At 57.2% G+C, this 22,554-nt stretch carries 19 protein-coding genes; 9 read left to right on the forward strand and 10 right to left on the reverse strand.

Translation table 11 applies throughout. From position 1 onward, the window contains the following. The first annotated feature begins 85 nt into the window (after positions 1–85). Together KFJ24_RS14840 and pntB are read left to right on the forward strand one after the other, a co-directional pair. The gene (locus tag KFJ24_RS14840; protein ID WP_250831862.1) at positions 86–1,663 is read left to right on the forward strand and encodes a Re/Si-specific NAD(P)(+) transhydrogenase subunit alpha; all 1,578 of its coding nucleotides are present in this window, start codon (positions 86–88) and stop codon (positions 1,661–1,663) included. A gap of 12 nt (positions 1,664–1,675) precedes the next feature. Next, positions 1,676–3,070 carry a Re/Si-specific NAD(P)(+) transhydrogenase subunit beta gene (pntB, locus tag KFJ24_RS14845; protein ID WP_250831863.1) on the forward strand — a complete coding sequence of 465 codons (1,395 nt, stop codon included), beginning with the start codon at positions 1,676–1,678 and terminating at the stop codon, positions 3,068–3,070. A 62-nt stretch (positions 3,071–3,132) separates the two neighbouring features. Here pntB and bamE read toward each other — a convergent pair whose 3' ends face one another. Both bamE and KFJ24_RS14855 read right to left on the reverse strand, forming a co-directional pair. Continuing rightward, positions 3,133–3,441, reverse strand: a complete 309-nt coding sequence (gene bamE / locus KFJ24_RS14850) for an outer membrane protein assembly factor BamE domain-containing protein (RefSeq protein ID WP_250831864.1) — start codon at positions 3,439–3,441, stop codon at positions 3,133–3,135. Positions 3,442–3,576: 135 nt separating this feature from the next. Beyond that, the gene (locus KFJ24_RS14855; RefSeq protein ID WP_250831865.1) at positions 3,577–4,689 is read right to left on the reverse strand and encodes an NADH:flavin oxidoreductase; all 1,113 of its coding nucleotides are present in this window, start codon (positions 4,687–4,689) and stop codon (positions 3,577–3,579) included. Between the two features lie 139 nt (positions 4,690–4,828). Between KFJ24_RS14855 and KFJ24_RS14860 the strand changes: the two genes are divergently transcribed. Both KFJ24_RS14860 and KFJ24_RS14865 read left to right on the forward strand, forming a co-directional pair. After that, positions 4,829–5,299: a winged helix-turn-helix transcriptional regulator gene (locus tag KFJ24_RS14860; protein WP_250831866.1), complete on the forward strand. Its 471-nt coding sequence runs from the start codon at positions 4,829–4,831 to the stop codon at positions 5,297–5,299. A 158-nt stretch (positions 5,300–5,457) separates the two neighbouring features. After that, positions 5,458–6,174, forward strand: coding sequence for an OmpW/AlkL family protein (locus KFJ24_RS14865; RefSeq protein ID WP_250831867.1), 717 nt, complete (start codon positions 5,458–5,460; stop codon positions 6,172–6,174). 142 nt (positions 6,175–6,316) lie between these two features. Here KFJ24_RS14865 and KFJ24_RS14870 read toward each other — a convergent pair whose 3' ends face one another. After that, entirely contained in the window at positions 6,317–8,077 is a 1,761-nt protein-coding gene (locus tag KFJ24_RS14870; RefSeq protein ID WP_250831868.1) for a hypothetical protein, read from the reverse strand. 333 nt (positions 8,078–8,410) lie between these two features. On the opposite strand from KFJ24_RS14870, the gene KFJ24_RS14875 reads away from it, so the two are divergent. Further along, positions 8,411–10,591 (forward strand): choice-of-anchor O protein, encoded by a 2,181-nt coding sequence (locus tag KFJ24_RS14875; protein ID WP_250831869.1) that lies wholly within the window; start codon positions 8,411–8,413, stop codon positions 10,589–10,591. Between the two features lie 62 nt (positions 10,592–10,653). Here the strand turns inward: KFJ24_RS14875 and mrtJ are convergent, their stop codons facing one another. Then, entirely contained in the window at positions 10,654–11,130 is a 477-nt protein-coding gene (mrtJ, locus tag KFJ24_RS14880; protein ID WP_250831870.1) for a JDVT-CTERM system glutamic-type intramembrane protease MrtJ, read from the reverse strand. 139 nt (positions 11,131–11,269) lie between these two features. Then, positions 11,270–12,586 carry a DEAD/DEAH box helicase gene (locus tag KFJ24_RS14885; protein ID WP_250831871.1) on the reverse strand — a complete coding sequence of 439 codons (1,317 nt, stop codon included), beginning with the start codon at positions 12,584–12,586 and terminating at the stop codon, positions 11,270–11,272. 330 nt (positions 12,587–12,916) lie between these two features. On the opposite strand from KFJ24_RS14885, the gene KFJ24_RS14890 reads away from it, so the two are divergent. Then, on the forward strand, positions 12,917–13,735 hold the full coding sequence (locus KFJ24_RS14890) for a TlpA disulfide reductase family protein (protein WP_250831872.1): 819 nt from the start codon (positions 12,917–12,919) through the stop codon (positions 13,733–13,735). On the opposite strand, the gene KFJ24_RS14895 is transcribed toward KFJ24_RS14890, so the two are convergent. The 3 genes from KFJ24_RS14895 to KFJ24_RS14905 form a co-directional block, all read right to left on the reverse strand. Beyond that, complete coding sequence (locus tag KFJ24_RS14895) at positions 13,716–15,023, reverse strand: hypothetical protein (RefSeq protein ID WP_250831873.1); 1,308 nt, start codon at positions 15,021–15,023, stop codon at positions 13,716–13,718. The genes KFJ24_RS14890 and KFJ24_RS14895 overlap by 20 nt on opposite strands. A 79-nt stretch (positions 15,024–15,102) precedes the next feature. Continuing rightward, the gene (locus KFJ24_RS14900) at positions 15,103–16,023 is read right to left on the reverse strand and encodes a lysophospholipid acyltransferase family protein (RefSeq protein WP_250831874.1); all 921 of its coding nucleotides are present in this window, start codon (positions 16,021–16,023) and stop codon (positions 15,103–15,105) included. 154 nt (positions 16,024–16,177) lie between these two features. After that, complete coding sequence (locus KFJ24_RS14905; RefSeq protein WP_250831875.1) at positions 16,178–16,633, reverse strand: DUF302 domain-containing protein; 456 nt, start codon at positions 16,631–16,633, stop codon at positions 16,178–16,180. A gap of 145 nt (positions 16,634–16,778) precedes the next feature. Between KFJ24_RS14905 and mltF the strand changes: the two genes are divergently transcribed. Further along, positions 16,779–18,149 (forward strand): membrane-bound lytic murein transglycosylase MltF, encoded by a 1,371-nt coding sequence (mltF, locus tag KFJ24_RS14910; RefSeq protein WP_250831876.1) that lies wholly within the window; start codon positions 16,779–16,781, stop codon positions 18,147–18,149. 50 nt (positions 18,150–18,199) lie between these two features. Further along, positions 18,200–19,270 (forward strand): transporter substrate-binding domain-containing protein, encoded by a 1,071-nt coding sequence (locus KFJ24_RS14915; protein WP_250831877.1) that lies wholly within the window; start codon positions 18,200–18,202, stop codon positions 19,268–19,270. A 31-nt stretch (positions 19,271–19,301) separates the two neighbouring features. On the opposite strand, the gene KFJ24_RS14920 is transcribed toward KFJ24_RS14915, so the two are convergent. Beyond that, a complete protein-coding gene (locus KFJ24_RS14920) occupies positions 19,302–20,828 on the reverse strand; it encodes a flavin-containing monooxygenase (protein ID WP_250831878.1) in 1,527 nt (508 codons plus the stop codon). 200 nt (positions 20,829–21,028) lie between these two features. Then, positions 21,029–21,319, reverse strand: a complete 291-nt coding sequence (locus KFJ24_RS14925) for a ferritin-like domain-containing protein (RefSeq protein WP_250831879.1) — start codon at positions 21,317–21,319, stop codon at positions 21,029–21,031. Between the two features lie 203 nt (positions 21,320–21,522). On the opposite strand from KFJ24_RS14925, the gene KFJ24_RS14930 reads away from it, so the two are divergent. Further along, a complete protein-coding gene (locus KFJ24_RS14930) occupies positions 21,523–22,554 on the forward strand; it encodes a histone deacetylase family protein (RefSeq protein WP_250831880.1) in 1,032 nt (343 codons plus the stop codon).

Below are 22,554 nucleotides of genomic sequence, written 5' to 3' on the forward strand. Positions count from 1 at the left end.
TTCAGAAACGAGCAGTTTCCTCAGGTTGAACTAGTCTGTATATCAGATACTTGGTTCATCGGTTTAGCCGGAGGACGTGCGCACTATGAAGCTGGGCATCCCGAAAGAGATTTTCACTGACGAGAGACGGGTAGCGGTCACCCCGCCATCCGCTCACAAATTGATCGACCTGGGTTACGAGGTCATTATCGAAGCCGGGGCTGGCGAAGCCGCGCACTACCGCGACGAAGCCTACGAGGCGGTAGGAGTCAGCATCGCCGTCGATACCCGCTCGCTCTGGCGTGAGGCGGATTTCATTCTGAAGGTCCGCGCACCGATGGAAAACCCTTCGCTGGGCGCCCACGAAGTGGACCTGATGAAGGAAGGCGCCTTTCTCGTCAGCTACATCTGGCCGGCCCAGAGTCCCGAGCTGCTCGAAAAGCTGTCTGCAAAGAAAATCACTACCTTTGCCATCGACAGCCTGCCCCGGATCAGCCGCGCCCAGAAAATGGACGCTCTCAGTGCCATGGCCAACATTGCCGGCTACCGGTCGGTGATCGAGGCGGCCAATCATTTCGGGCGATTCTTTACCGGTCAGGTTACCGCGGCCGGCAAGGTACCGCCGGCCAAGGTGATGGTGATTGGTGCCGGTGTGGCCGGTCTCGCGGCTGTCGGCGCTGCCAATAGTCTCGGTGCCGTGGTGCGTGCCTTCGACACCCGGCTTGAGGTGAAGGAACAGATTGAAAGCATGGGTGCCGAATTCCTTCAGCTGGACTTCGGAGAAGAGGAAGGCAGCGGCACCGGTGGCTATGCCAAACAGATGAGCGACGAGTTTATCAAGGCGGAAATGGCGCTGTTTGCAGAGCAGGCCAAAGAGGTGGACATCATCATCACCACCGCCCTGATTCCGGGCAAACCGGCACCCAAGCTCATCACGGCGGATATGGTGAAATCCATGAAGCCTGGCAGCGTGATTGTCGATCTCGCCTCCGAGCGCGGTGGCAACTGCGAGCTGACCGAGCCGGGCAAGATTGTGCAGAAACACGAGGTCACCCTGATCGGCTATACCGATCTGCCAAGTCGAATGGCCAAGGTCGCCAGTGATCTGTACGCCACCAACCTGTTCCATTTGCTGACTGAGCTGACGCCGGAAAAAGACGGCCAGCCAAAGGTGAACATGGAGGATGACGTCATTCGTGGCCTGACTGTGGTGCTGGACCAGGATGTGACCTGGCCACCGCCACAACCGGAAGCGCCCGTCAGTCCCAAGCCGGCGCCGGGTACAGAAGAGCCCTCTGCCGAGCAGAAGGAGGCCGCGCGGAAGGAGTCCGAACGTCGCAGCCTGATTGGCAAGGGTGCGCTGTTGCTTGTCACGGTGGCCGCACTCTATGGCGTTGGCGCCCATGCGCCTGAAAGCTTCCTGAGCCACTTCACAGTGTTTGTACTGGCCTGCTTTATTGGCTGGCAAGTCATCTGGAATGTCACTGCCTCCCTGCACACCCCCCTGATGAGCGTGACCAACGCCATCAGCGGCATCATTGTGATTGGCGCCATACTGCATCTGGCCCAGGCAGAGAATGTTGCGGTCGGAATTATGGCTTTCGTCGCGGTGCTGATTGCCAGCATCAACGTAGGGGGCGGCTTCCGGGTCACCCATCGCATGCTCAAAATGTTCCGCAAGTAGGAGGCGCCCACCATGAGTACGGGACTCGTCAGTGTGGCCTATGTGGTGGCCAGTGTTTTGTTTATCCTCAGCCTCGGTGGCCTAAGCCATCAGGAGTCAGCACGGCGCGGCAATCTTTACGGGGTCGCCGGCATCATCATCGCCCTGGTCGCGACCCTGGCAAGTGTCAGTAGCGACGGTGTCATTGCCATCGTCATTGCGGTCCTCCTTGGCGCCAGCGTCGGCATCGCCATCGCCAACAAGGTCGAAATGACGCAAATGCCCCAGCTGGTCGCACTGCTGCACAGCTTTGTCGGCCTGGCAGCGGTATTGGTGGGCTTTGCCGGGTACATTGAGCCGCTCACCGAGACCACCGGCACCGAGCACACCATCAAGCTCGTGGAGGTCTTTATCGGTATCTTTATCGGTGCCGTCACCTTCACCGGCTCACTGGTGGCCTGCGGCAAACTGGATGGACGGATCGACAGCAAGGCACTGACCCTGCCTGGCCGGCATATGATGAACCTGGCCGCAATCATTGTCTCGGTGCTGCTGGGTGCCTGGTTTCTGGGCACCGACAGCCTGGCCCTGGGGCTGATTGCCCTGGTGCTGATGACCGTGATCGCATCGGTCCTCGGCATCCATCTGATTATGGCCATTGGCGGTGCCGACATGCCGGTGGTGGTCTCCATGCTGAACAGCTACTCCGGCTGGGCCGCAGCCTCCATCGGCTTCATGCTCGGTAACGACCTGTTGATTGTCACCGGGGCCCTGGTCGGAAGTAGCGGTGCCATCCTCAGCTACATCATGTGCAAGGCAATGAACCGGTCTTTCGTCAGTGTAATCCTCGGCGGATTCGGCCAGACCAGCAGCAGCTCTGCCGTGGCCGACTCGGATCAGTCGGTTCACGAAACCAGTATTGATGAGGTTTGTGAAGAACTTCGCAATGCTGAATCCGTGATTATCGTTCCCGGTTACGGTATGGCTGTAGCCCAGGCCCAGAGTGGCGTCAGTGACATGACCAAACTGCTTCGGGAACGGGGCGTGAATGTCCGCTTTGGCATTCACCCGGTGGCGGGGCGCCTGCCCGGCCATATGAACGTACTGCTCGCCGAAGCCCACGTGCCCTATGACATCGTGCTGGAGATGGACGAGATCAACGACGATTTCCCGGATACCGATGTGGTGCTGGTGATTGGTGCCAATGACACGGTCAACCCGGCAGCGGCCGAAGACCCGGGCAGCCCGATCGCCGGCATGCCGGTGCTGGAAGTCTGGAAGGCTCACCAGGTGGTGGTCCTGAAACGGGGTATGGCGACGGGTTATTCAGGTGTGGAGAACCCGCTATTCTTCAAGGATAACGCCCGCATGCTGTTCGGGGACGCCAAGGACAGCATCGACAAACTGGTGAGTGGATTGCGTGCCTGAATATTAGCCGGTGTGGTGCCGGGTATTCCCGGCACCACACCGGCAGGACAACATCAGGACGACTACTCTGTGGTGTTGTAGACGTAGGACGAGACGGTACCGTCGTCATTGAACCGAACCACCAGATCGGTGGTTTCCGCATCGCCAATCGCGGACCAGCGGTATTTGCCATAGGTCCAGGTACGCTTGCCGTCCTCGACGCCAGTGCGCCAGGGTTCGCCAAACAGCGTCTGTATATCGGAGCGGGTAGTTTCACCGATGGTGATTTCATCGACGTTGTGGGTCGCAAAATCCCGGCCCACCGTGGCACACCCGGCCAGGGTCAGCACCGCGACCAGAGCAGTTATTTTCAGTACGGCTGAATTGAACATGCTTAACTCCCATCCAGTGAACGATACGCCACATCATAGTGGATCTGCCGGTGAACGCGATTACCAATCAGACAGGTGACCACCGGGCAGGCACAAAAAAGCCCCGGATAACCGGGGCTGAAGGGGTATAGCAACTCAGTAGAGCTTGGCGAGGGACTTCTTGGCGAAGGATTCTACCTCCTCAAGGCGTCCTTCCTTCACCTTCGTCAGCCATTCAGGGTCCTGCAGCAAGGCGCGGCCAACGGCAATCAGCTCAAACTCGTGGTTGTTCATGCGCTCCACCAGCTCATCGATGCCCGCTTTTTCCACGGCTTCCTTCTTGCTGGCGAAGGTGCCACTGATGAAGTCTTCGGTCAGTCCGACACTGCCCACAGACATGGTGGGCTTGCCGGACAGCTTCTGGGTCCAGCCAGCCAGGTTCAGGCTGGAGCCTTCAAATTCCGGCTCCCAGAACCGGCGGGTGGATGCGTGGAAGATATCCACACCGGCTTCCACCAGCGGCTTCAGGAAACGTTCCAGTTCTTCCGGGCTATGCACCAGTTTGGCCTCGTAGTCCTGCTGCTTCCACTGGGAGAAACGCAGCATGATCGGGAAGTCCGGCCCCACGCGCTGACGCACGGCTTCAACGATCTCAACCACGAAACGCAGACGGTTTTCCATGCTGCCGCCGTACTCGTCGTCCCGCTGGTTGGTGCCTTCCCACAGGAACTGGTCCAGCAGGTAGCCGTGTGCGCCGTGGATCTCGACACCGTCGAAGCCCAGCGCCTTGGCATCCTGCGCGGCATCGGCGAATGCCGTGATCACATCATCAATATCTTCCTTGCTCATGGCCTTGCCATTCGGTTTCCCGGGTGCAAACAGACCGGACGGGCTGTATCCCGGAACAGAAGGATCCGGCTCTATGCCTTCCTTGCGAACAGCGCCTACGTGCCACAACTGCGGGAAAATGGCACCGCCGGCCTCATGTACGGCATCCACAACTTGCTTCCAGCCAGCCAGCGCCTCGTCACCATGAAACGCAGGCACGTTGGGGTAGCCATTGGCAGCCGCATGGTTCACGGTGGTGCCCTCGGTAATCAGCAGGCCCACGCCGTTTTCTGCACGGCGACGGTAGTAACTGATGACATCGTCACCCGGCACATTGCCTGGCGAAAAATTACGAGTCATCGGTGCCATGGCAACACGGTTGCGCAACTTGAGGTTGTGGAGCTCGAACGGCTCGAACAGGGGGCCAAGATTCATAGTCATGTGGTAACACTCCTCAGCGGAAAAGCTGACTGGCGATGAAATTGCACATTTCAACATAGCAACCTCATCAATTTGGTTTCGTAAAGCAACCCTATTCAATTTGGTTTTAACATGCAACCCTATTCGGTACACTCCCTACATGGCCAGAAAACGTTTTGATGATTCCAATTGCTCCGTCGCCCGTGCCCTCAATGAAGTGGGGGACTGGTGGTCACTTCTGATTGTGCTGCACGCCATGTACGGCACGCGCCGGTTTGTCGATTTTCAGCAACAACTCGGAATCGCCAAGAACATCCTGTGCGACCGTCTGGCACGACTCGTGGACAACGAAGTCCTGCGAAAAGTCGACGTAGGCGAACATGGTTCCCGGTTCGAGTATCGCCTCACAGAAAAGGGCCGCGACCTCTTCCCGGTGGTGACTGCTCTGCGCCAGTGGGGTGACAAGTGGAATCCCTCTCCGGATGAAACAACGCTTGATCTCCGAGACCTCGCTACCGGGCGTGCCATAAACCCGGTTGAAGTCCAGGATGCCGACGGTAACCCGTTGACCATCCGCGATGTATTTGTCCCGGACGAAGCCCTGCCCCAGAGCAAAAAAAATACCGCCTGACAATCGGGGGAACCCCTACAGAGGTTCGTTTTTTTGAGCTGAATCAATCCCCCTCTCGAACGAATCACTCTGACCCGGGAATCTTGCGCCAAATCAAGTTTCCAATCTCCACGATCATTAACCTGAAGTCATCAAACTTTCAGGTTAAGGAGATGGATATGTCCCGTACATTTAAACTTGGTATTCTGGCTGCGGCTGTGATGGCAGCCGCCCCTGCGGCTCAGGCTTTTGAGGGTGGTGATTTCATTCTGCGCGCAGGTGTTGCACATGTGGCGCCAGATTCTTCCAGTGACTCTATTACCGTTGGGGGCGCGCCGCTGCTTGGCCCAGGGGTAGACTCACAAGTCACCGTTGAGCCCAACTCTCAAATCGGTCTGCGCGCTACCTACATGTTCACATCTAACCTGGGCCTCGGCGTCCTGGGATCCACACCGTTCAAACATAACATCAAAGGTGGCGGCGATCTGCCGAGCGATCTCAAGCTCGGTGAAACCAAGCATCTGCCACCGACCCTGACACTCCAGTACTACCCGATGGCCAGCAGCTCTGCCTTCCAGCCATACGCGGGTGTGGGCGTCAACTACACAACCTTCTTCGAGGAAAAGACCAGCGCTAACCTAAACGCTGCCCTTCCTGGCGTTGAATCCAGCGAGCTCGAACTGGACGACAGTGTTGGTGTCGCCCTGGAGCTTGGCATGGACTATATGCTGAGCGAGAACTTCGGCCTGAACGCGGCTATCTGGTGGGCGGACATTAACACTGATGCCCAAATCAAAGCCTATGATGGCTCCGGCAATTTCCTGGCCGCAACGGATGAATTCGAAGTCGAAATCGACCCGATGGTTTACATGGTCGGCTTCAGCTACAAATTCTGATCCCCGTGCCCCTGGCAGTCCCCATGGTCTGTGGGCTGCCGGAAGGTGCGTTCTCCTGTGCGGGGCTTCGGCCCCGCCTTTTTTTGTCCCTCAGAAAGTTCGTCCTTGAACCTCCCTGCCGTGCTCGATACTCCTGACCGCCCTACTGGACCTGAAAGGTTGCCGACCCCAGGACTTCAGCCGGTGGTGGATTCATCGTCACCACGCCGTGAAACTCATCAATCCAAGAATGGTCCCCATGCAGGCCCTCAATGAAGGTCGGGCGGATGGTCTGATAATACAGCGTGGTTTCAACCATCAGTGGCGGTACCGCTGAATCCGGAACAGTCAGGCGATAAGCAATAGTATCCTGGCCACTGTTATTCAGATTGAAATCCGGGTCGCCATCAACACCCACCGGTCTGCCCCATTCCGGGGCCTCCACACTGTCGAATCCACGGGGCGGAATCCGGTTATCTTTCAATGGCTCCGACGCATAAAGCAGTATGTGGGTGATCGCGTCTGTGGTTGAACCAAGCACAAGCTCATAGACCGGTATATCGTCAGGGGAGCTGACCTGCGTGACATGGCCCTGGTAACAGCCTGAAGAATTAAAGCCTTCCGGCTTTTTCGCCGCCAGGCACTCGGGGCTGGTGTATCGGGTATCCGATGCCAGATGGTAATGCTCATCGGGAAAGCCGCTACTGAAGATCACAGTGCCATTGCTGTCAGTCACTTGCGTTGCCAACCAGACCCGACGCGAAGGGAAACTGGTGGGCAGCTTGTGGCCCGTGTTGTTCTGAATGGTCAGATCGAATGCAAGTTCGTTCGCTGAAAGACTCTGGGCAGACGGAACAAGGTCAGCAGCCGTTTCCAGCAGATCCCGGGTCAGTTCTGCTGTGTTTGCAAACTCCCCTTCTGCATTGATGGCTTCCCGACCAAGCTCTTCCCGGAACAGTTCCAGAGTCTCCAGTAGCCAGGTATTGCCACCCACCATCACATGGGGAAAGTAGGGCTGGCGCTCTGGCCAACTGGAATTCACCGTACCATTCGGGGTAACGGCAATCCGGGTCAGATAGCTGTCACTGATTTCCGGGCGTGCCATATGGCATTGCTGGCATGACGTCGTCGCACCCCCATCAGGCCCGAAATCACTGTTAACCCATTCGGTATAGGGTGCCTGTTCCGGGAAAACTTCCCCGTTGGGCTGATCCGTCTCCATATCAATCGTCGGCGTAAAGAGCTCATGACAACTTGCGCAGTGCCTGGAGTCGGACATGTGCTGACTAAACTGCGGGGTATAGCCAACACGGTTTTGCATCGCCTGCCCAACGGGGTTCTGGTATGGCCCGAAGATCGTAAACGCGTCCGGGTGTCCCGCATCGACAATGTCATAATTGCCGGAGTTTATGTCTCCGGACAGAACCGAATCCGTTATCTGATGACAGGCGGTGCAGCTTATACCCTCCCGCGCATGGGGATCTTCCAGAGCCTGTTCAGCACGGTAACAGCCATCTTCCAGAGGGCAGCTGTCGTCCTGCTTAAGGCTCACGCCAGTTTGATGAGCATGGGTTCTCGCCATGGGGCTGTGACAGGTCAGGCAGGTGTCTTCGATCAAGCCCGCCAGATGGGGAAAGGTTTCCGTTTCATGCATCATGGTCGCCCGGAAATAGGGATCCGTGAACGCATTCGCCATGACACTGCTTTTCCAGTCATAGAATGGACTGATGTCCACGCCATCGGGCGACGGCTGGTTCTCCGACACCAGGGGGTCGGGCATACGCATTACTGCCGGACTGTCCCCGGGCGCACTGGCTGTGTGGCACTGGCCACAATCAGCGGCCGCCAGGAATACTCCGGTCCTGGACCAATGCTCTATCTGTGTGGTCAATGAAGGCAGCACGAGAGCATCATCGGAGTCCATACCTCCCTCTACCGCTCCTCCGCTATTGCTATCGCTGCAGGCTGACAGAGATAACAGGCAGGTAGTGACGAAAAGCCGAAACCAGACCCTGCTATCCGAATTAACTATCACGATCCCTTCTCCCACTATGATGATGGTTTTCAATCTGAGGCAAGATCAAAAGCCCTGGTTTGATCTTGATCAATGTTTGCCCAACCGGCGATCAGACCAGTAGAGGAATAATGCATTCTTGGCTATAGGTGTTGAATTGCCAGTTATGAGTAAAGATCACAACTTATTGGCAGTCGGCGGCACCTGAATATCGAAAACGACACATGGAATGGGGTCCTTGTCATGGCAAAGAAAATACTAGCCACTGCTGCGGTAGCAGCCATTTTATGGCCGGCAGCGGCTACGGCTGCAACAGGCTTGAGCTTTGGTGATAGCGTTCAGCTCAGTGCCAATGGCGGCGCAAGCAAGACCAAACTGGTGCGCATGACCAATGAAAGGCTGGTTGCGGTTTACGGGGATTACCTGAACCCCGAAGGCAACACCGTTTACGATGTAAAGGCACAGGCTGAACGACCGGCGAGGGACATATTCGCTCGTTCCTGTGATACAGATTGTGATCAGGTCGCCAACTGGTCGGGACCCGTGAATATCTCTGGCACCGCCAGTCAGTCGTCCATCCAAACCGACTGGACTGGCGACAGCGACAATGAAAGTACCCGAACCGATTTCTACGGTGATTCGGACAAGCCCAATATTTTCAGCAGCGGTTCCCGCATTGTCGTGTCCTGGGTGGATAAATACTGCGACGGCGAATCCCAGCGGACGGTGAGTTACCAGACGCTTGAAAACCGTGAAATTCCCTTTAGCTGTACCTATACCGTGACCAGTTCTGATAACGGTACCACCTGGTCGACTCCGGTCCGGCTGTCTTCCGGTGAGCGCGATGCCAAACAGGACGTTCATCGCGGCATTGGCAGTGGCCAGTGGGTCATTACCTGGCAGGAAGATCCCCGTGGCCTGCAACTGGGTGAAGCTGAGGGGCCCGGTGACGGCGCTTCCGGCGCAAAAGTAAGTCTGGGCACTGATATCTGGTACAGCTATGCCGTTGCCGGCTGGGGAGCTCAGGATCAGGGCATCTGGTCTACGCCCGTCAGAATTACCGACAATTATGATAGTCAGACGACTGCATCCGGCGAGCCCGGCGAATTCAATGTGATCAAGGACGGTGCAGGTGCCATTGTTGCTGATGTCCAGATTGAAAGTGGCAAAACCGGCGCATCACGGGCCAACCTGGCACTCCAGCTTGGAAGTCTGGACGGTGGCGTGCCCCAGGTGATAAGCGCCTATGAGGAAACCAAGGGCTCCAGCGGCAATGACACAGGCAAGTTCATCCGTTACAACACCTTCGACTGGAATACACCAGCACAAGAGGCCGGCTGTATTATCAGTAATCCTTCGTCTAATGCCCGCCGTGCCCGCTTTGTTCCACAAAAGGAAGCCGGTGCCGAAAGCGGCCTGCGTCTCGCCCTTCTCTGGCGAGAGGGTGAATTCAATCAGGGTGGCCCTGCAGACACCATGCTGCGCATGGGTATCGTCAGTGGCGACAACGGCTTTACCCCGGCCGAGATGGTTCCGGCGGTGGACGCAGCCAATTGTGCCGTTTCGGATTACAACCTCGCCAGCCAGCTCGATAACGCGCCTGCCATTAATATCAGTAGCCGTACCAAAGACGCCAGGGCCACCAGCGACACCGACATTGCCTCCTCGACCCTATCTGATGACACGAGTCAAAACGCCGAGGAAAACGCCATTGCCCACCGGGGCCTGCTCCGAGGCGATGATCTTTACCTTGGTTACATCTATACGCCAGTGCTTTCCGAGTTGCTGATCACCAATACCGAGAACTACAACTTTTACGTTCGCCACTATGATGCGGCAGCCGGCACCTGGTCTGCTCCGGAAAATCTGAGCAACATTAGCGATACCACTATCAATGTGCGTGAACCGCGACTGGTCGGTACGCCGGGCAGCGCTCCCAACTGCGATCCGATCACCAATCCGGACCAGTGCCAGGACAAGACGCGTTATTACGTTGCCTGGGGCACCCAGACCAACGTTTCGGAATCGAGTCAGGACGAGGCCACTGATCTGGACCTCTATGCGGCCCGCGCTGAAAACAAGGGCGGCTACTACACTCCGGTGGTTCGTTTTGCGGGTGAAGCGATTGATGTCGAGGATTTCGAATCTCAAATCCGGATGACACCAGCAGGCACCAAGATGTTCGTGGTCTGGAACGAGAGTGATGCCACTGGCACCCGCGCATTATATCGCGAAGCGGTGACTATCGAGATTCCAGACGATGGCGGTGATGACGGCGATAGCTCGACCACTGACAGTAACGGCGGTGGCCCGATCTTCGGTTGCAGTTACAATCCGGGAGCTCCGTTTGATCCCACGCTGTTCCTGCTGACTGCACTCGCAATCGGTGGCCTGACAGTGCGGCGAGTAAAACCCCGGTCATAAAACCGATCGGCGATCGCGAAAACCCCGGCACGGGTTTCAGGCCGGGGTTTTTTCGTGTTGGTTTATGAAAACAGGTACCAGCCTGGCAACAGGAACGCGTTCCAGGCTGCATGAAGTATTACACAGGGTATGAGCGACCCGTGGCGATCGCGGAAGTAGCCAAAAGCCAGGGCCGGAATAAACACCAGCCAGGCCAGCAGATCGGTTCGGTAAACCAGATGCCAGGCCGTAAACAGAAGCGCCGCAACCAGATTGGCGCAAGATAGGCCCACGAGATTCCGCTTGCCAAATGCGGTGTCACCCAGGTAACCCTGCACCACACCACGGAAGGCAATTTCCTCGATCACCGGGGCCCAGAGAATCAGAGCAACCAGCGGCACCCAGCCGGTATCAAATCCGGCATTCTCCCCTGCCAGCGCGCCTACAGCCACACTCAGGCAGCAGCCTGTCATTAACACCATGACAAACTGCCGATCCGCGAACAGCTGCTTCGGGAGTGTTAATCCCAGCTGGTCCTTTAGAGAAGCGCTTTCATGCATTGGCGGGAAAACCCTGTACGGCAGAGAGTGAAACTCTGAATACTAGTGCATCTTCAATCAGAAAGTCAGGCACCACAAACAACAATGCGGAGCCGAAGCTCCGCATTGTTTAACAGGTTACCCGGAAGCCTATGAGGCTTCAGGCACTCTGGCGCTGGCCTGAACGTCCGCGCTGGCCATTGCCGTTCTGGCTGCGACCACCACTGCGCCCGCCGGGCTTATCACCGAAACTACGGGGCTTGCCACCGGGCCGGCCGTTACCGCCACCATTGCGACCACGAGCCTTGCTCGGATCCGCCTTGGCTTTGGGTTTGAGCGGCAGGTTGTTCTGCGGTTCGAAGCCTTCCACCTCTTTGCGTGGCAGCTGCTTTTTGATCAGCCTCTCAATACCCGCCAGCATCTTGCCTTCATCCGCACTAACCAGCGACAAGGCGTGTCCGCTCTCACCGGCGCGACCGGTACGACCAATCCGGTGCACGTAATCCTCGGGAACATTAGGCAGCTCGAAGTTCACGACCTGCGGTAACTGCTTGATATCCAGTCCCCGGGCAGCGATATCTGTCGCCACCAGGACGCGTACATCACCCTTCTTGAACTCGGCCAGTGCGCGGGTGCGGGCACCCTGTGACTTATTGCCGTGAATCGCTGCGGCAGTGATGCCATCGCGTTCCAGTTTCTGGGTCAGTCGGTTGGCACCATGCTTGGTACGGGTAAAGACCAGCACTTGTTCCCAGGAATTATCACGGACCAGCTTGCTCAGCAGGGCCGTCTTCTGGCTCTGATCCACCGGGTAAACCGATTGCTTGATGCTCTCCGCTGCGGTGTTACGCGCGGCGACTTCGACCTGAACGGGATTGTCCAGAAGGCCTTCGGCCAACGTACGAATCTCACTGGAGAAGGTCGCGGAGAACAGCAGGTTCTGTCTTTTGGCCGGCAGCAACGCGAGGATCTTGCGAATGTCGCGTATGAAGCCCATGTCCAGCATACGGTCGGCTTCATCAAGTACGAGGGTTTCGACCTCGTTGAAACGCACCGCATTCTGCTGATACAGGTCCATCAGGCGTCCAGGCGTTGCCACCAGAACATCCACACCCTTGCGCAGCTTGATCATCTGCGGATTGATTTTCACACCACCAAAGACCACAGCGGCCTTGGTAGGAACATATTTGCTGTAAAGGTTCACACTGTCGTGAACCTGTGCCGCCAGTTCCCGGGTCGGCGTCAGAATCAGAGCGCGGGGGCCCTTGCCGGTACGGGGATTTTCGGCCAGTCGCTGCAGTAATGGCAGGGTAAAGCCGGCGGTCTTGCCGGTACCGGTCTGGGCTGCCGCCATGACATCCCTGCCGGACAGTACCGCGGGAATGGCCTGAGCCTGAATGGGAGACGGTGTTTCATAACCCTGATCGTTCGTTGCACGGACCAGCTGCTCGGACAAACCGAGTGAAGAAAAACTCATATAAGATCAACTCTTGATTGTTCTGCCTCCACGAACACCGTTCTCGGCGAATGCGGGCAGATGCCATGAAGATTCATGGAATAAAAGACGACTACGGTCACACGCCGTTAACGGGGTGACGTCCTCTGACAGGTCGTATGGATGGTTCGCATGAGGGCTTTGAGCCTGAAACTGCGGAATCCCTAGAGGCAGGATGCGGCAACACTAACAGAGGCCCGGAGAATTAGCCATAGGTGATTATAATAAGCATCCGATGGAACCTGAGCCGTATTTGGCCGTCCTACCCGTTTTTCTCACCTTTCAATCCCCTAAGCCGCCATCGGAGACATCATGCTGAGCGTCAGCCTGGGCCCACTAAGCCTTTCCATCGGTCACCTGCTCATTATCACTGCGTTTGCATTGGCGTTACTGGTTGGCGGCTTTCTGGGGCGACGTTACCGGGTGCCGGTCGCCGGCTCTGTGGCCGATATTTTTGTGGTGGCCATGATCTGTGCCCGGCTGGGTTTTGTCATCGGCTATTTCGAACACTACCGGAATGACCTGTTCGGTATTCTCGATATCCGTGATGGCGGGTTTGATGTGATCTGGGGATTGGCGGGCGCGGTTGGCTTTACCACTTTTCTGCTCTGGCGGCGGGAATCGGTGCGACGCCCGCTGGCGATAGCCTCACTCACCGGGTTGTTGTTCTGGGCCGGGACAGCCGGCACCATAGCGCTTATTGAACAACAGGCCAGAGGCATTCCGCCGGTTACGCTAACGACACTGAATGGCGGCACCACCGCCGTAAGCCAGATAGCGCCAGGCCAGCCCATGGTTATCAACCTCTGGGCGACCTGGTGCCCACCCTGTATCCGTGAAATGCCTGTTCTGGATGCCGCCCAAAATCGTTATCCGGACGTCACCTTCGTCTTTGCCAACCAGCGTGAGCAGACCGAGACCATCCGCGCGTTTCTGGACAAACAGAATCTTGAGCTCAACAACCTTTACCGGGATCGCCAGGCCGATCTGGCCCGTGCAGTAGGGAGTCAGGGTCTGCCAACCACCCTGTTTTACAACGCCAATGGCCAACTGGTGGACACGCATATGGGGGAGTTATCACAGGCGACGCTCGCCAGGGGTCTGAATAAGATCAGACCAGGGCCGCAGTAAGTCCGGCCGCCAGCAGACTGGCTGTCGTCAGGCTCGACAGAGACAGACCGAGGCTCCACCGAAAGGAGGCATCCGCCGCCTTATAACCGGTCAACCGCTCCATGATCAGGGCATTCGCCGCGAACGGCGTGCCGAATGCCGTGATGCCCCAGCCAGTGACCATGCCAATGCCCAGACCAATGAGAGCATTCTCCGGCCAGATGGAACCAAGAATGCCACCGGCGAGGGTGCCGATCACAATCGGGTTCACACCTCCAAGCCCGGCCACGAAAAAGACCCAGGGAATGGAGGCCGCCAGCACTGGCCATAACCAGACCGGAAAGGCGGCATCGCCGTCTATCTGCCCGAGCACAACGCCACTGATCACGGCACCGATGAAGGCAGAACCTCCAACGATGGCGAGTTCATTGCTGACATTCGACATGTTGGTTAACGGAGGATTCTGTTTCCGGCTCCAGACCAGGAAGCGCCACCCAAGCACCGCCCCCAGACAGCTAAGTGTTACGGCGTGGGCATAGCTGAGCTGGAACTGGTGGCCGAGCAGGAACACACCCGCACAAATGACAAGGATCAGGGCGCTGAATCGAAGCCAGGTCGCTAACCCTGCCTGATCCTCCGGCGCAACCGTTTCCTGTCCGGATTCCGGCTCTCGCCAGAACAGGCCGGCAAGCACCAGAACAATCGAGAACGGAACCGAGAGCGAGAGTAACTGAACACTGCTGAGGCCCGGCAGCAGGGTAAGAGTGAGCACCACGGAAATAGACAGCGGCGAAAAGGTCGGCGATACGCCGAAGCCTCGCAACACTGCACGCGTGGCATTTCGAGTGGCCTCCGAATCGCCACTGCGGCGAATTCGCTCACCCACCAGGCTACCCACGACGGCCACAGAGCCGAAATTCAGCGGAACCGAGACAAGCGACGTACCAAAGGACAGGCTCAGATACCTTGTAAGGGGCTTGCCACCAAAAAGACTGGCCGAAATACGCTGAAGATCCCGTGACCGCCCAAGGACAGAGGACAATAGCATGACCGCCAGCACCAGCCCCGCGAGACGGCTCATGTTACTGGCAGCGCCGACAATCAGGGCCGGATCACGCCCCAGCGCGAAAACCAGAGCCAGCACCGCCACCGAAAACACCGCCCGCGGCACCTGCCGCATGTCCCGCCAGCCCAGGATAACCGTGAGACTGACCGCAACCGCACCCAGGTATGCCGAACCCGGCAGAAACGCCAGTACGGCTGCCAGCAAAGCGGCATAAGCTAGAAAGTTGCGAATTATGGCGGGCATGGCGCTTCCTGGGCATGGGATACGCACATTGTAAGGAAGCTACATAGCGCCTGCTATCAGCATTATTGGTGATGGCAGTTCAATAAACACTGGGGGCGCCTTCCGGGCGACTCTTGAAGCGCTTGTGCAACCACAGATACTGATCCGGCTGCTCACGAATGGTGGTTTCGATAAAGCGGTTCCAGACTTCAGCATCTTTTTCCAGGTCGTCACCAAAATCTTCCTGGATTGGCGAAAACACCACCCGGTAACTGCCATCCGGCATGCGCAGATGGCTGACACAAATAACCGCCGCCCCGGACTCTCTGGCGATATAGCTGGGAGAGGTAATACAGCCGGCCTTGACGCCGAAAAAGGGCACAAACACTTCGGACTTTTTGCCAAAATCCTGATCACAGGCAAACCAGACCTGTCCTCCCTGTTTCAGGAAGGACAGCATCGGTCTCAGCTCACGTTTGGTAAAAGGCCGGATATTGAAATGACGACGACGACCACGCTCAATCATCCGGTCAATAACAGGGTTGTTATTCGGGCGGTACATATAGCCTGGCTTATCAAGCTGGCAGGCGATCAGCGGCAATGCGAAATCAAAAATGCTGTAGTGACCGCCAATCAGCAGCACCCCCTTGCCACGTTTTTTTGCTTCCTCAAGGTGTTCGAGCCCGTGTATTGAGGCGCTTTCACAGTAGGGTGCCATATCGCGCCACCAGGCATGGGTGCTTTCCAGAAACCCGCGGGCGGAAGCTACAAAGGTGTCCTCAACCAGCTGTTTTCGGGCAGCCTCATCCAGTTCCGGCATGCAGGCCTGCAAATTGGCATCCGCCACCCGGGCACGGGATTTCAGTTTGCGTGCGAGCAGCCGGCCCAGCGAGCCACCGAGGCGCTGCTTGGCGCCCATCGGCAGGAACGCTAATAGCCAGAGAATGAATACCAGAATCCAGGAACCCCAGAAAGCCGGATGCCAAAGGGGGCGTTTTGCAGTCTTGCGACGGGAGGCCATACAACAAATACCTGTGCAGTGATAATGACCGGCCCGTCAGAACAACAAGAACAAACCGGAACAGCGGGCCGTCAGCCTGACATACCCTCTCCCGGTTTGGTACCTGCATCTTGCCGCAACGCCTGCCACTGAAGGTAGTCGTTGACCCGGCAGATCAGTGTGTCGCAGCGTCGGCAAAGTTGGCCAACGCCCCACTCACCTTCGCCAGCACTTCATCGCAGCCATCAATAGCATGTCGTCCTTTCAGGTAGGCAGGGTCATTATAACCCAGCCAGACCTGGCCATTCTCGTCTTCCCAGATCAGGGCCTTCTGCGGCAAATCAATGGCAACGCTCCGGGCACATTGCATTAACGGGGTGCCCACCTTCGGGTTTCCAAAAATCACCAACTGCGTTGGACGCAGAGTCATACCGGCCGATTTGGCCCCGGTAGCATGATCAATCCGGTTCATGATTTTCATGCCCTTCTCGCTCAACACGGCTTCGAGCTTGTCGGCCGTGGCCGCCACGCTATGGCTGCTTTTTACCATGATGAGGCCATCCGCAGCCTGGGCCACGCCGGAAACCAGCAGGAAAATAAGGGGCAAGGCAATAAGCCTGAAGACGTTCATAACACGTGTCCTTTTTGTTGAGAGCAAGACCAATACTAGACCACCAACGCCAGACGAAAGGATCCAAATGGCTGATTAGAGAGTAGGCTTTCAGTACAGTACGTGTTAATACGTAGAAGTAATAACGAGTAAGGGAGTCATTGTCATGTCCCAGTGCAAGAGGACATTCGCTGTTCTGATCCTGAATTTCATCTTGGCAGGCTGCGGAGAAAGCGAGACTATCAGCCAGCCAGCAACCGAGGGACTCAAGCCGCCCTCGGAAACCGGCACGCTGAAGGTCGCCACCCGGAACGGTTCAACCACCTACTACCTGGACCGTCATGAAAACCCGGCCGGGCCGGAATTCGCGCTGATTAGCGAATACGCAGAAGCCCGGGGCTGGCAAGTCGAGTGGAGCATGCTGGACTCAACCAGTGACGTGCTGAGTGCACTCGAGGCCGGCACTGCTCACCTGGCAGCATCAGGGCTGACCCATCTGTCGTCACGGGATGAACTTTTTGTCCGTGGCCCTGCCCACACTGAAATCACCGAACAGCTGGTCTGCCACAGGGAAGCCCGCCCCCTGCCCCGAAAACCGGAGGACCTTGCCGGAATCGACATTGCCGTAACCGCAGGCTCCAGCTACATCGAAACGCTCAATGGTCTGAAGGAGAAACACCCGGACATCCAGTTTGTTGAAGATCCGGACCACACAACCGAAGTCATTCTGTCAGCCGTGGCAGAAAAGGACATCGGCTGTACCGTGGCCGACTCGAACATTGTCCAGGTCATGCGCCGACACTTCCCGCATCTGGAGGTCGCCATGAACCTCACCGGTGGCCGGAACCTCGGTTGGTATATGCCAGCAGGTTCAGACACCCTGGCCAACGACGCCCACGAATGGATGAACAGTGTCGAGGGCGACGCAGCCATCGGCCAGATGGAAAACCGCTACTATGCCTACATCGGCGACTTCGACTTTGTCGATCTCCGCGCCCTGAGCCGCCGGATTGAGAATCGACTGCCCAAGTATATCGATGAGTTCCGGGAAGCCGAGACAAAGACAGGCATGCCTGCGGACCTGCTGGCGGCCCTGTCGTATCAGGAGTCACACTGGGATCCTGCCGCCAGATCACCCACTGGTGTGCGCGGCATCATGATGCTGACCCGGCGCACGGCAGAATCCCTGGGTGTAACCAACCGTCTTGATCCCGAATCCGCTATTGATGGCGGCGCCCGCTATCTGGCCGATCGCCACCGGCGGCTGCCAGAGACCATTCCGGAACCTGATCGAACGTTTCTTGCACTCGCCAGCTACAACATTGGTCGCGGCCATTTGCTGGATGCCAGGGAGCTTGCACGTACGCTGAAAAAGAACCCGGACTCCTGGCAGGACATGTCCGAGGTGTTACCTCTCAAGGCGGACAAGAGATACTACCCGAGCACCCGTTACGGATACGCCCGAGGTTATGAGCCGGTGCACTATGTGCAGCGCATCCGGAATTACAGGGATGTGATTCGATCCGCCTTCGAGTAACAGCACCAATAAACCAAAAGGAACGCGGCAGTCTTTAGCCGCAGACAGCCATGTTTATACGGATTCTGTTTTGTGTTTTATTGCTTTCCCCCGGTCTCAGCCAGGTTCACGCCCAGGCAGAACAAGCACCTCTGAGAGTCGGCATTACCAATGTGCCTCCCTTCGTCATGCAGGCTGAAGACGGCCGCTGGGAGGGCATCAGCATTGATCTTTGGCGCGCAGTCGCCTCAGGCATGGATCGCAGATTCGAGTGGGTGCCGATGTCCTTTAATAGCCTGCTCACCGCCACCGAAAGCGGCGAAATTGATGTTGCCGTGGGTGCACTGACAATGACTGCCGACCGGGAGGCGCGCTTTGATTTCAGTCATCCGTTCTACCAGACCGGGCTTGCCATCGCGGTTCCACCCGTGCCGAAACAGGGTTTGCTGGCCAGTCTGAAAGCGCTGGTGAGCTGGCAGTTCGTCAGCGTGGTACTGGCTCTGGGAGCCCTGCTGCTGGCAGTCGGCTTCTTGCTGTGGCTGGTTGAGCGACACCGCAACCCTGAACAGTTCGGGGGTTCTGCGGCCGAGGGCATCGGTTCCAGTTTCTGGTGGGCTGCGGTCACCATGACCACGGTGGGCTATGGTGATAAAGCACCGATTTCATTTACCGGCCGGTTGATCGCCCTGGTATGGATGTTTGCCGGTTTGATTATGGTGGCAAGCTTCACGGCAGCAATCACCTCCTCACTGACCGTGAGCAACCTGCGTACCGGCATTCAGGGTGTGGATGACCTGCCGGGCAAGGTAGTAGCAACCATCGCCAACACCGCCAGCCGGCGCTATCTGGAGGAGCAGCGCATTCGCTACCAGCTCTACCCGGATCTCACGTCTGCCATGATCTCCGTATCGGAGGGAGAAACCGATGCGGTTGTTTACGACCGGGCTCTGATGCAGTACCGCAACCAGCAACTGGGCCCTCAGCGTTTATCCATTTTGCCGGGTATCTTTGCCCAGCAGCTGTATGCCCTGGCCATGCCGGCAGGCAGTGCGCTGCGAGGGCCGATCTCCCAACAGATCCTGAGTGCCACCGAATCGGGCGACTGGGCGCGTATCCAGTCATCCTATCTTGGCCAGGACTAGGGCGCACAAAGCCGCGTTTGCGGGGATGAATTCAGGAGCCGAACAGGGCTGAGCGCAGCGGTCTCAGGAAGCCCGCTTGCTGCTGATCTCTGGCATGGGACCGTATGCCGTCAAGCTCCAGATAACCATCCTCAATCGGCTCAAAACGCAGAGTCTTTACGTCCTTCAGGTAGTTTTGTGAGGATTTCCAGGGGCCCTTTGTGCCCTGCCGTGGCAGGCGGTCATCGGCGCGCCGGATGTAACCCGCGTTAAGGGCACCAAGAATGGTGTCCTCGCCACGGCTGTTCTCGGTATCCTTCGCCACCGCAACCCGGAATCCGCGCTGATCCATCAGGTTCATCAGCCGGCACAGGTACTCGGCCGCAATATCCACCTTCAGGGTCCAGGAAATGTTGGTATAGCCGAAGATCATCCCGGCACTGGGCACGCCCTCCACCATCACATTCTTGTAGATAACCCTGTCCCTCAGAACCACTTCCTCACCATCAACCGTGGGCTTGATCCCGCCCAACATCTGGATCTCCAGACCGGTCGCCGGAATGATGATATCCGCCGCCAGCTCCTCGCCCGACTTCAGGCGGATACCGGATTCCGTGAATCGCTCAATATGATCGGTTGCGATGGACACCCTGCCCGCTCTGAGCGCCCGGAAAAGATCGCCATCCTTCACAACGCACAGGCGCTGATCCCAGGGATTGTAGTCAGGGGTGAAGTGACGCATGTCGGCCTTGCCATCTACCTGACGTTTGATGATGCCAAGAAACAACCGGCGCATTAGGTCCGGGTACTTTCGGGAACGTGTGAACAAAAACCGCGAGATGGCGATGTTGCGAGCCCGGGCCAGTTTGTAGGCGACCCTGGCCGGCAAGATTTTCCGCAAAAACAGTGTGATTTTGTCCGTCGACGGCAAAGGCATCAGGTAAGTTGGTGAGCGCTGCAGCATAGTGACATGGGCCGCTTTTTCCGCCATGGTCGGCACCAGCGTGATCGCGGTGGCGCCACTGCCTATAACCACCACTTTCTTGCCAGTGTAATCCAGGTCTTCCGGCCAGTGCTGCGGCTGCACGATCTGCCCGCTGAAATCGCTTTCGCCCGGAAAATCCGGTTTATAGCCCTGATCATAGTTGTAGTAGCCGGTACAACCGATCAGAAAACTCGCAGTGAACGTTTCCGTTTCTCCGCTCGACTCATTCTCCGCCGTCAGCGTCCAGCATTTATCGATACCAGACCAGTCTGCTGTTTTGACGGCCAGACCAAAACGGATATGGCGCGCCACATCGTTCTCTTTAGCCGTTTCCTGCACGTAACTCTTGATGGAAGCACCGTCCGCCAACACCTTGTCACCAACCCAGGGCCGGAAGTTGTAGCCGAACGTAAACATATCGGAATCGGACCGGATCCCCGGATACCGGAACAGGTCCCAGGTACCTCCCAGCGACTGGCGACGTTCCAGAATGGCGAACGACTTTCCGGGACATTCGCGTTTCAGATGGCAGGCCATACCGATACCGGATACACCCGCACCAATAATCAGGACATCCCGATGAGTTTGGCTCATAACCGGCCTCTTGCTTCCGCAATTGTTATTGTAATGAAGCGTCTGAAATCAAGATAGCGCAGGCCGGCGTGTGAGGAAATTGGCCAGCCAGGTCACCGGGTACTGGCGTTTGGGCCAGTTCCCCGGTATGCCGGGACACCCCTGCCTGATCAGAATCACCGCGGGGGGCCTTCGAGAGCGGTTATCGCAGGAAAGGAGTATCAGTCGTGATGACCGATAGGGCCGTCTTTAAACAGGAATTCCCGCAGGTATTTGTCCATAGTGGGATCCTTGCGACGGATCCACTCCAGCACCATGGCCGCGTGTTCTTTTTCTTCATCCCGGTTATGAGCAAGGATCGCCTTCAACTCAGCGTCCTTGCAAGCATCGACCCGCTGGTTATACCAGTCAACGGCTTCAAACTCTTCCATCAGGGAGCTGACAGCGCGGTGCATGTCGCGGGTGTCATCAGACAGCTCGCCAACCGGCTCGTGATAACTATCGCTTGCCATGATTCGATCCTTATTCAAAGAGTGACTGAAACGATTATCAACATCTCGCAACGTTCTGACCTTAGTCGAAAAACCCCAGATAAAAAAGATGCGAGAATGCGAACTCTTCATTGAATGGCCGTCGGCCTGCCACAATGATCTTATTAAGTAAGGTACGCCGTGTACCAAAGTCATCCGATTCTCTCGTTCTGGACCTACGCCCTATGAAGACCGTTTTTTCTCCACTCCACAGGCGACGCGCAGTCAAAACCGAACTGGACGGCGGCCTTCTCATCGAGCCCCATGAAAAACCGTCCCGTGCCGAAACCATTCTGGCCCGCGTGAAAGATCAGGCACTGGGAGAGATACTGGAGCCCGATGAATTCGGTCTGGGACCGGTGAAGCGGGTTCATACCGAAGACTATATAGCGTTTCTGGAAACCTGCTGGGAGGAATGGGTTGCAGCGGGAAAACGCGGTGAGGTGATTCCCACGTTCTGGATTGGCCGCGGTATGCGCCATCGCCTCCCAACGGACATAGATGGCCGCGTGGGTTATTTCAGCATGGGCGCTGACACCTCCATCTCTGACGGCACGTGGGAGGCGGCTTGCGCATCGGCCAACGTGGCCCTGACCGCCCAGAAACTTGTTGCCGGTGGCGAGCGCGCCGCCTTCGCCCTATGCCGCCCGCCGGGCCATCATGCCCATGCTGATCTGTTCGGTGGCTACTGCTTTTTCAACAACGCGGCTATTGCCGCCCAAGCCTTTAGAGACCAGGGCTATGAACGTGTTGCGATTCTGGACGTGGACTTCCACCATGGCAACGGCACCCAGGCCATTTTCTACAACCGCAGCGATGTGCTGACCATCAGTCTGCACGGTGATCCGGATCTGGCGTTTCCACACTTCCTGGGTTTCGAGGATGAAACCGGCGAGGGTAACGGCGAGGGCTACAACCTCAACATCGTCTATCCGCCCGGCACACCCTACAGCATCTGGAGCCGGGGCCTGGAAACCGCCTGCAAGCGCATCGAAGCGTTCAGACCGGAGGCGTTGATTATTGCGCTGGGCGTAGACACCTTCGAGGAAGACCCGATCTCCTTCTTCAAGCTGAAATCCGGGGACTACCTGACGCTCGGCAAACGCATTGAGGAGTTGGGACTGCCCACAGTGTTCACGATGGAAGGCGGTTACGATGTAGATGCCATTGGCGTCAATGCGGTGAATGTCCTGCAGGGATTCGGGAGTGCGCGGTAA

This window comes from Marinobacter sediminum (assembly GCF_023657445.1).
Taxonomy (GTDB): Bacteria; Pseudomonadota; Gammaproteobacteria; order Pseudomonadales; family Oleiphilaceae; genus Marinobacter; species Marinobacter sediminum_A.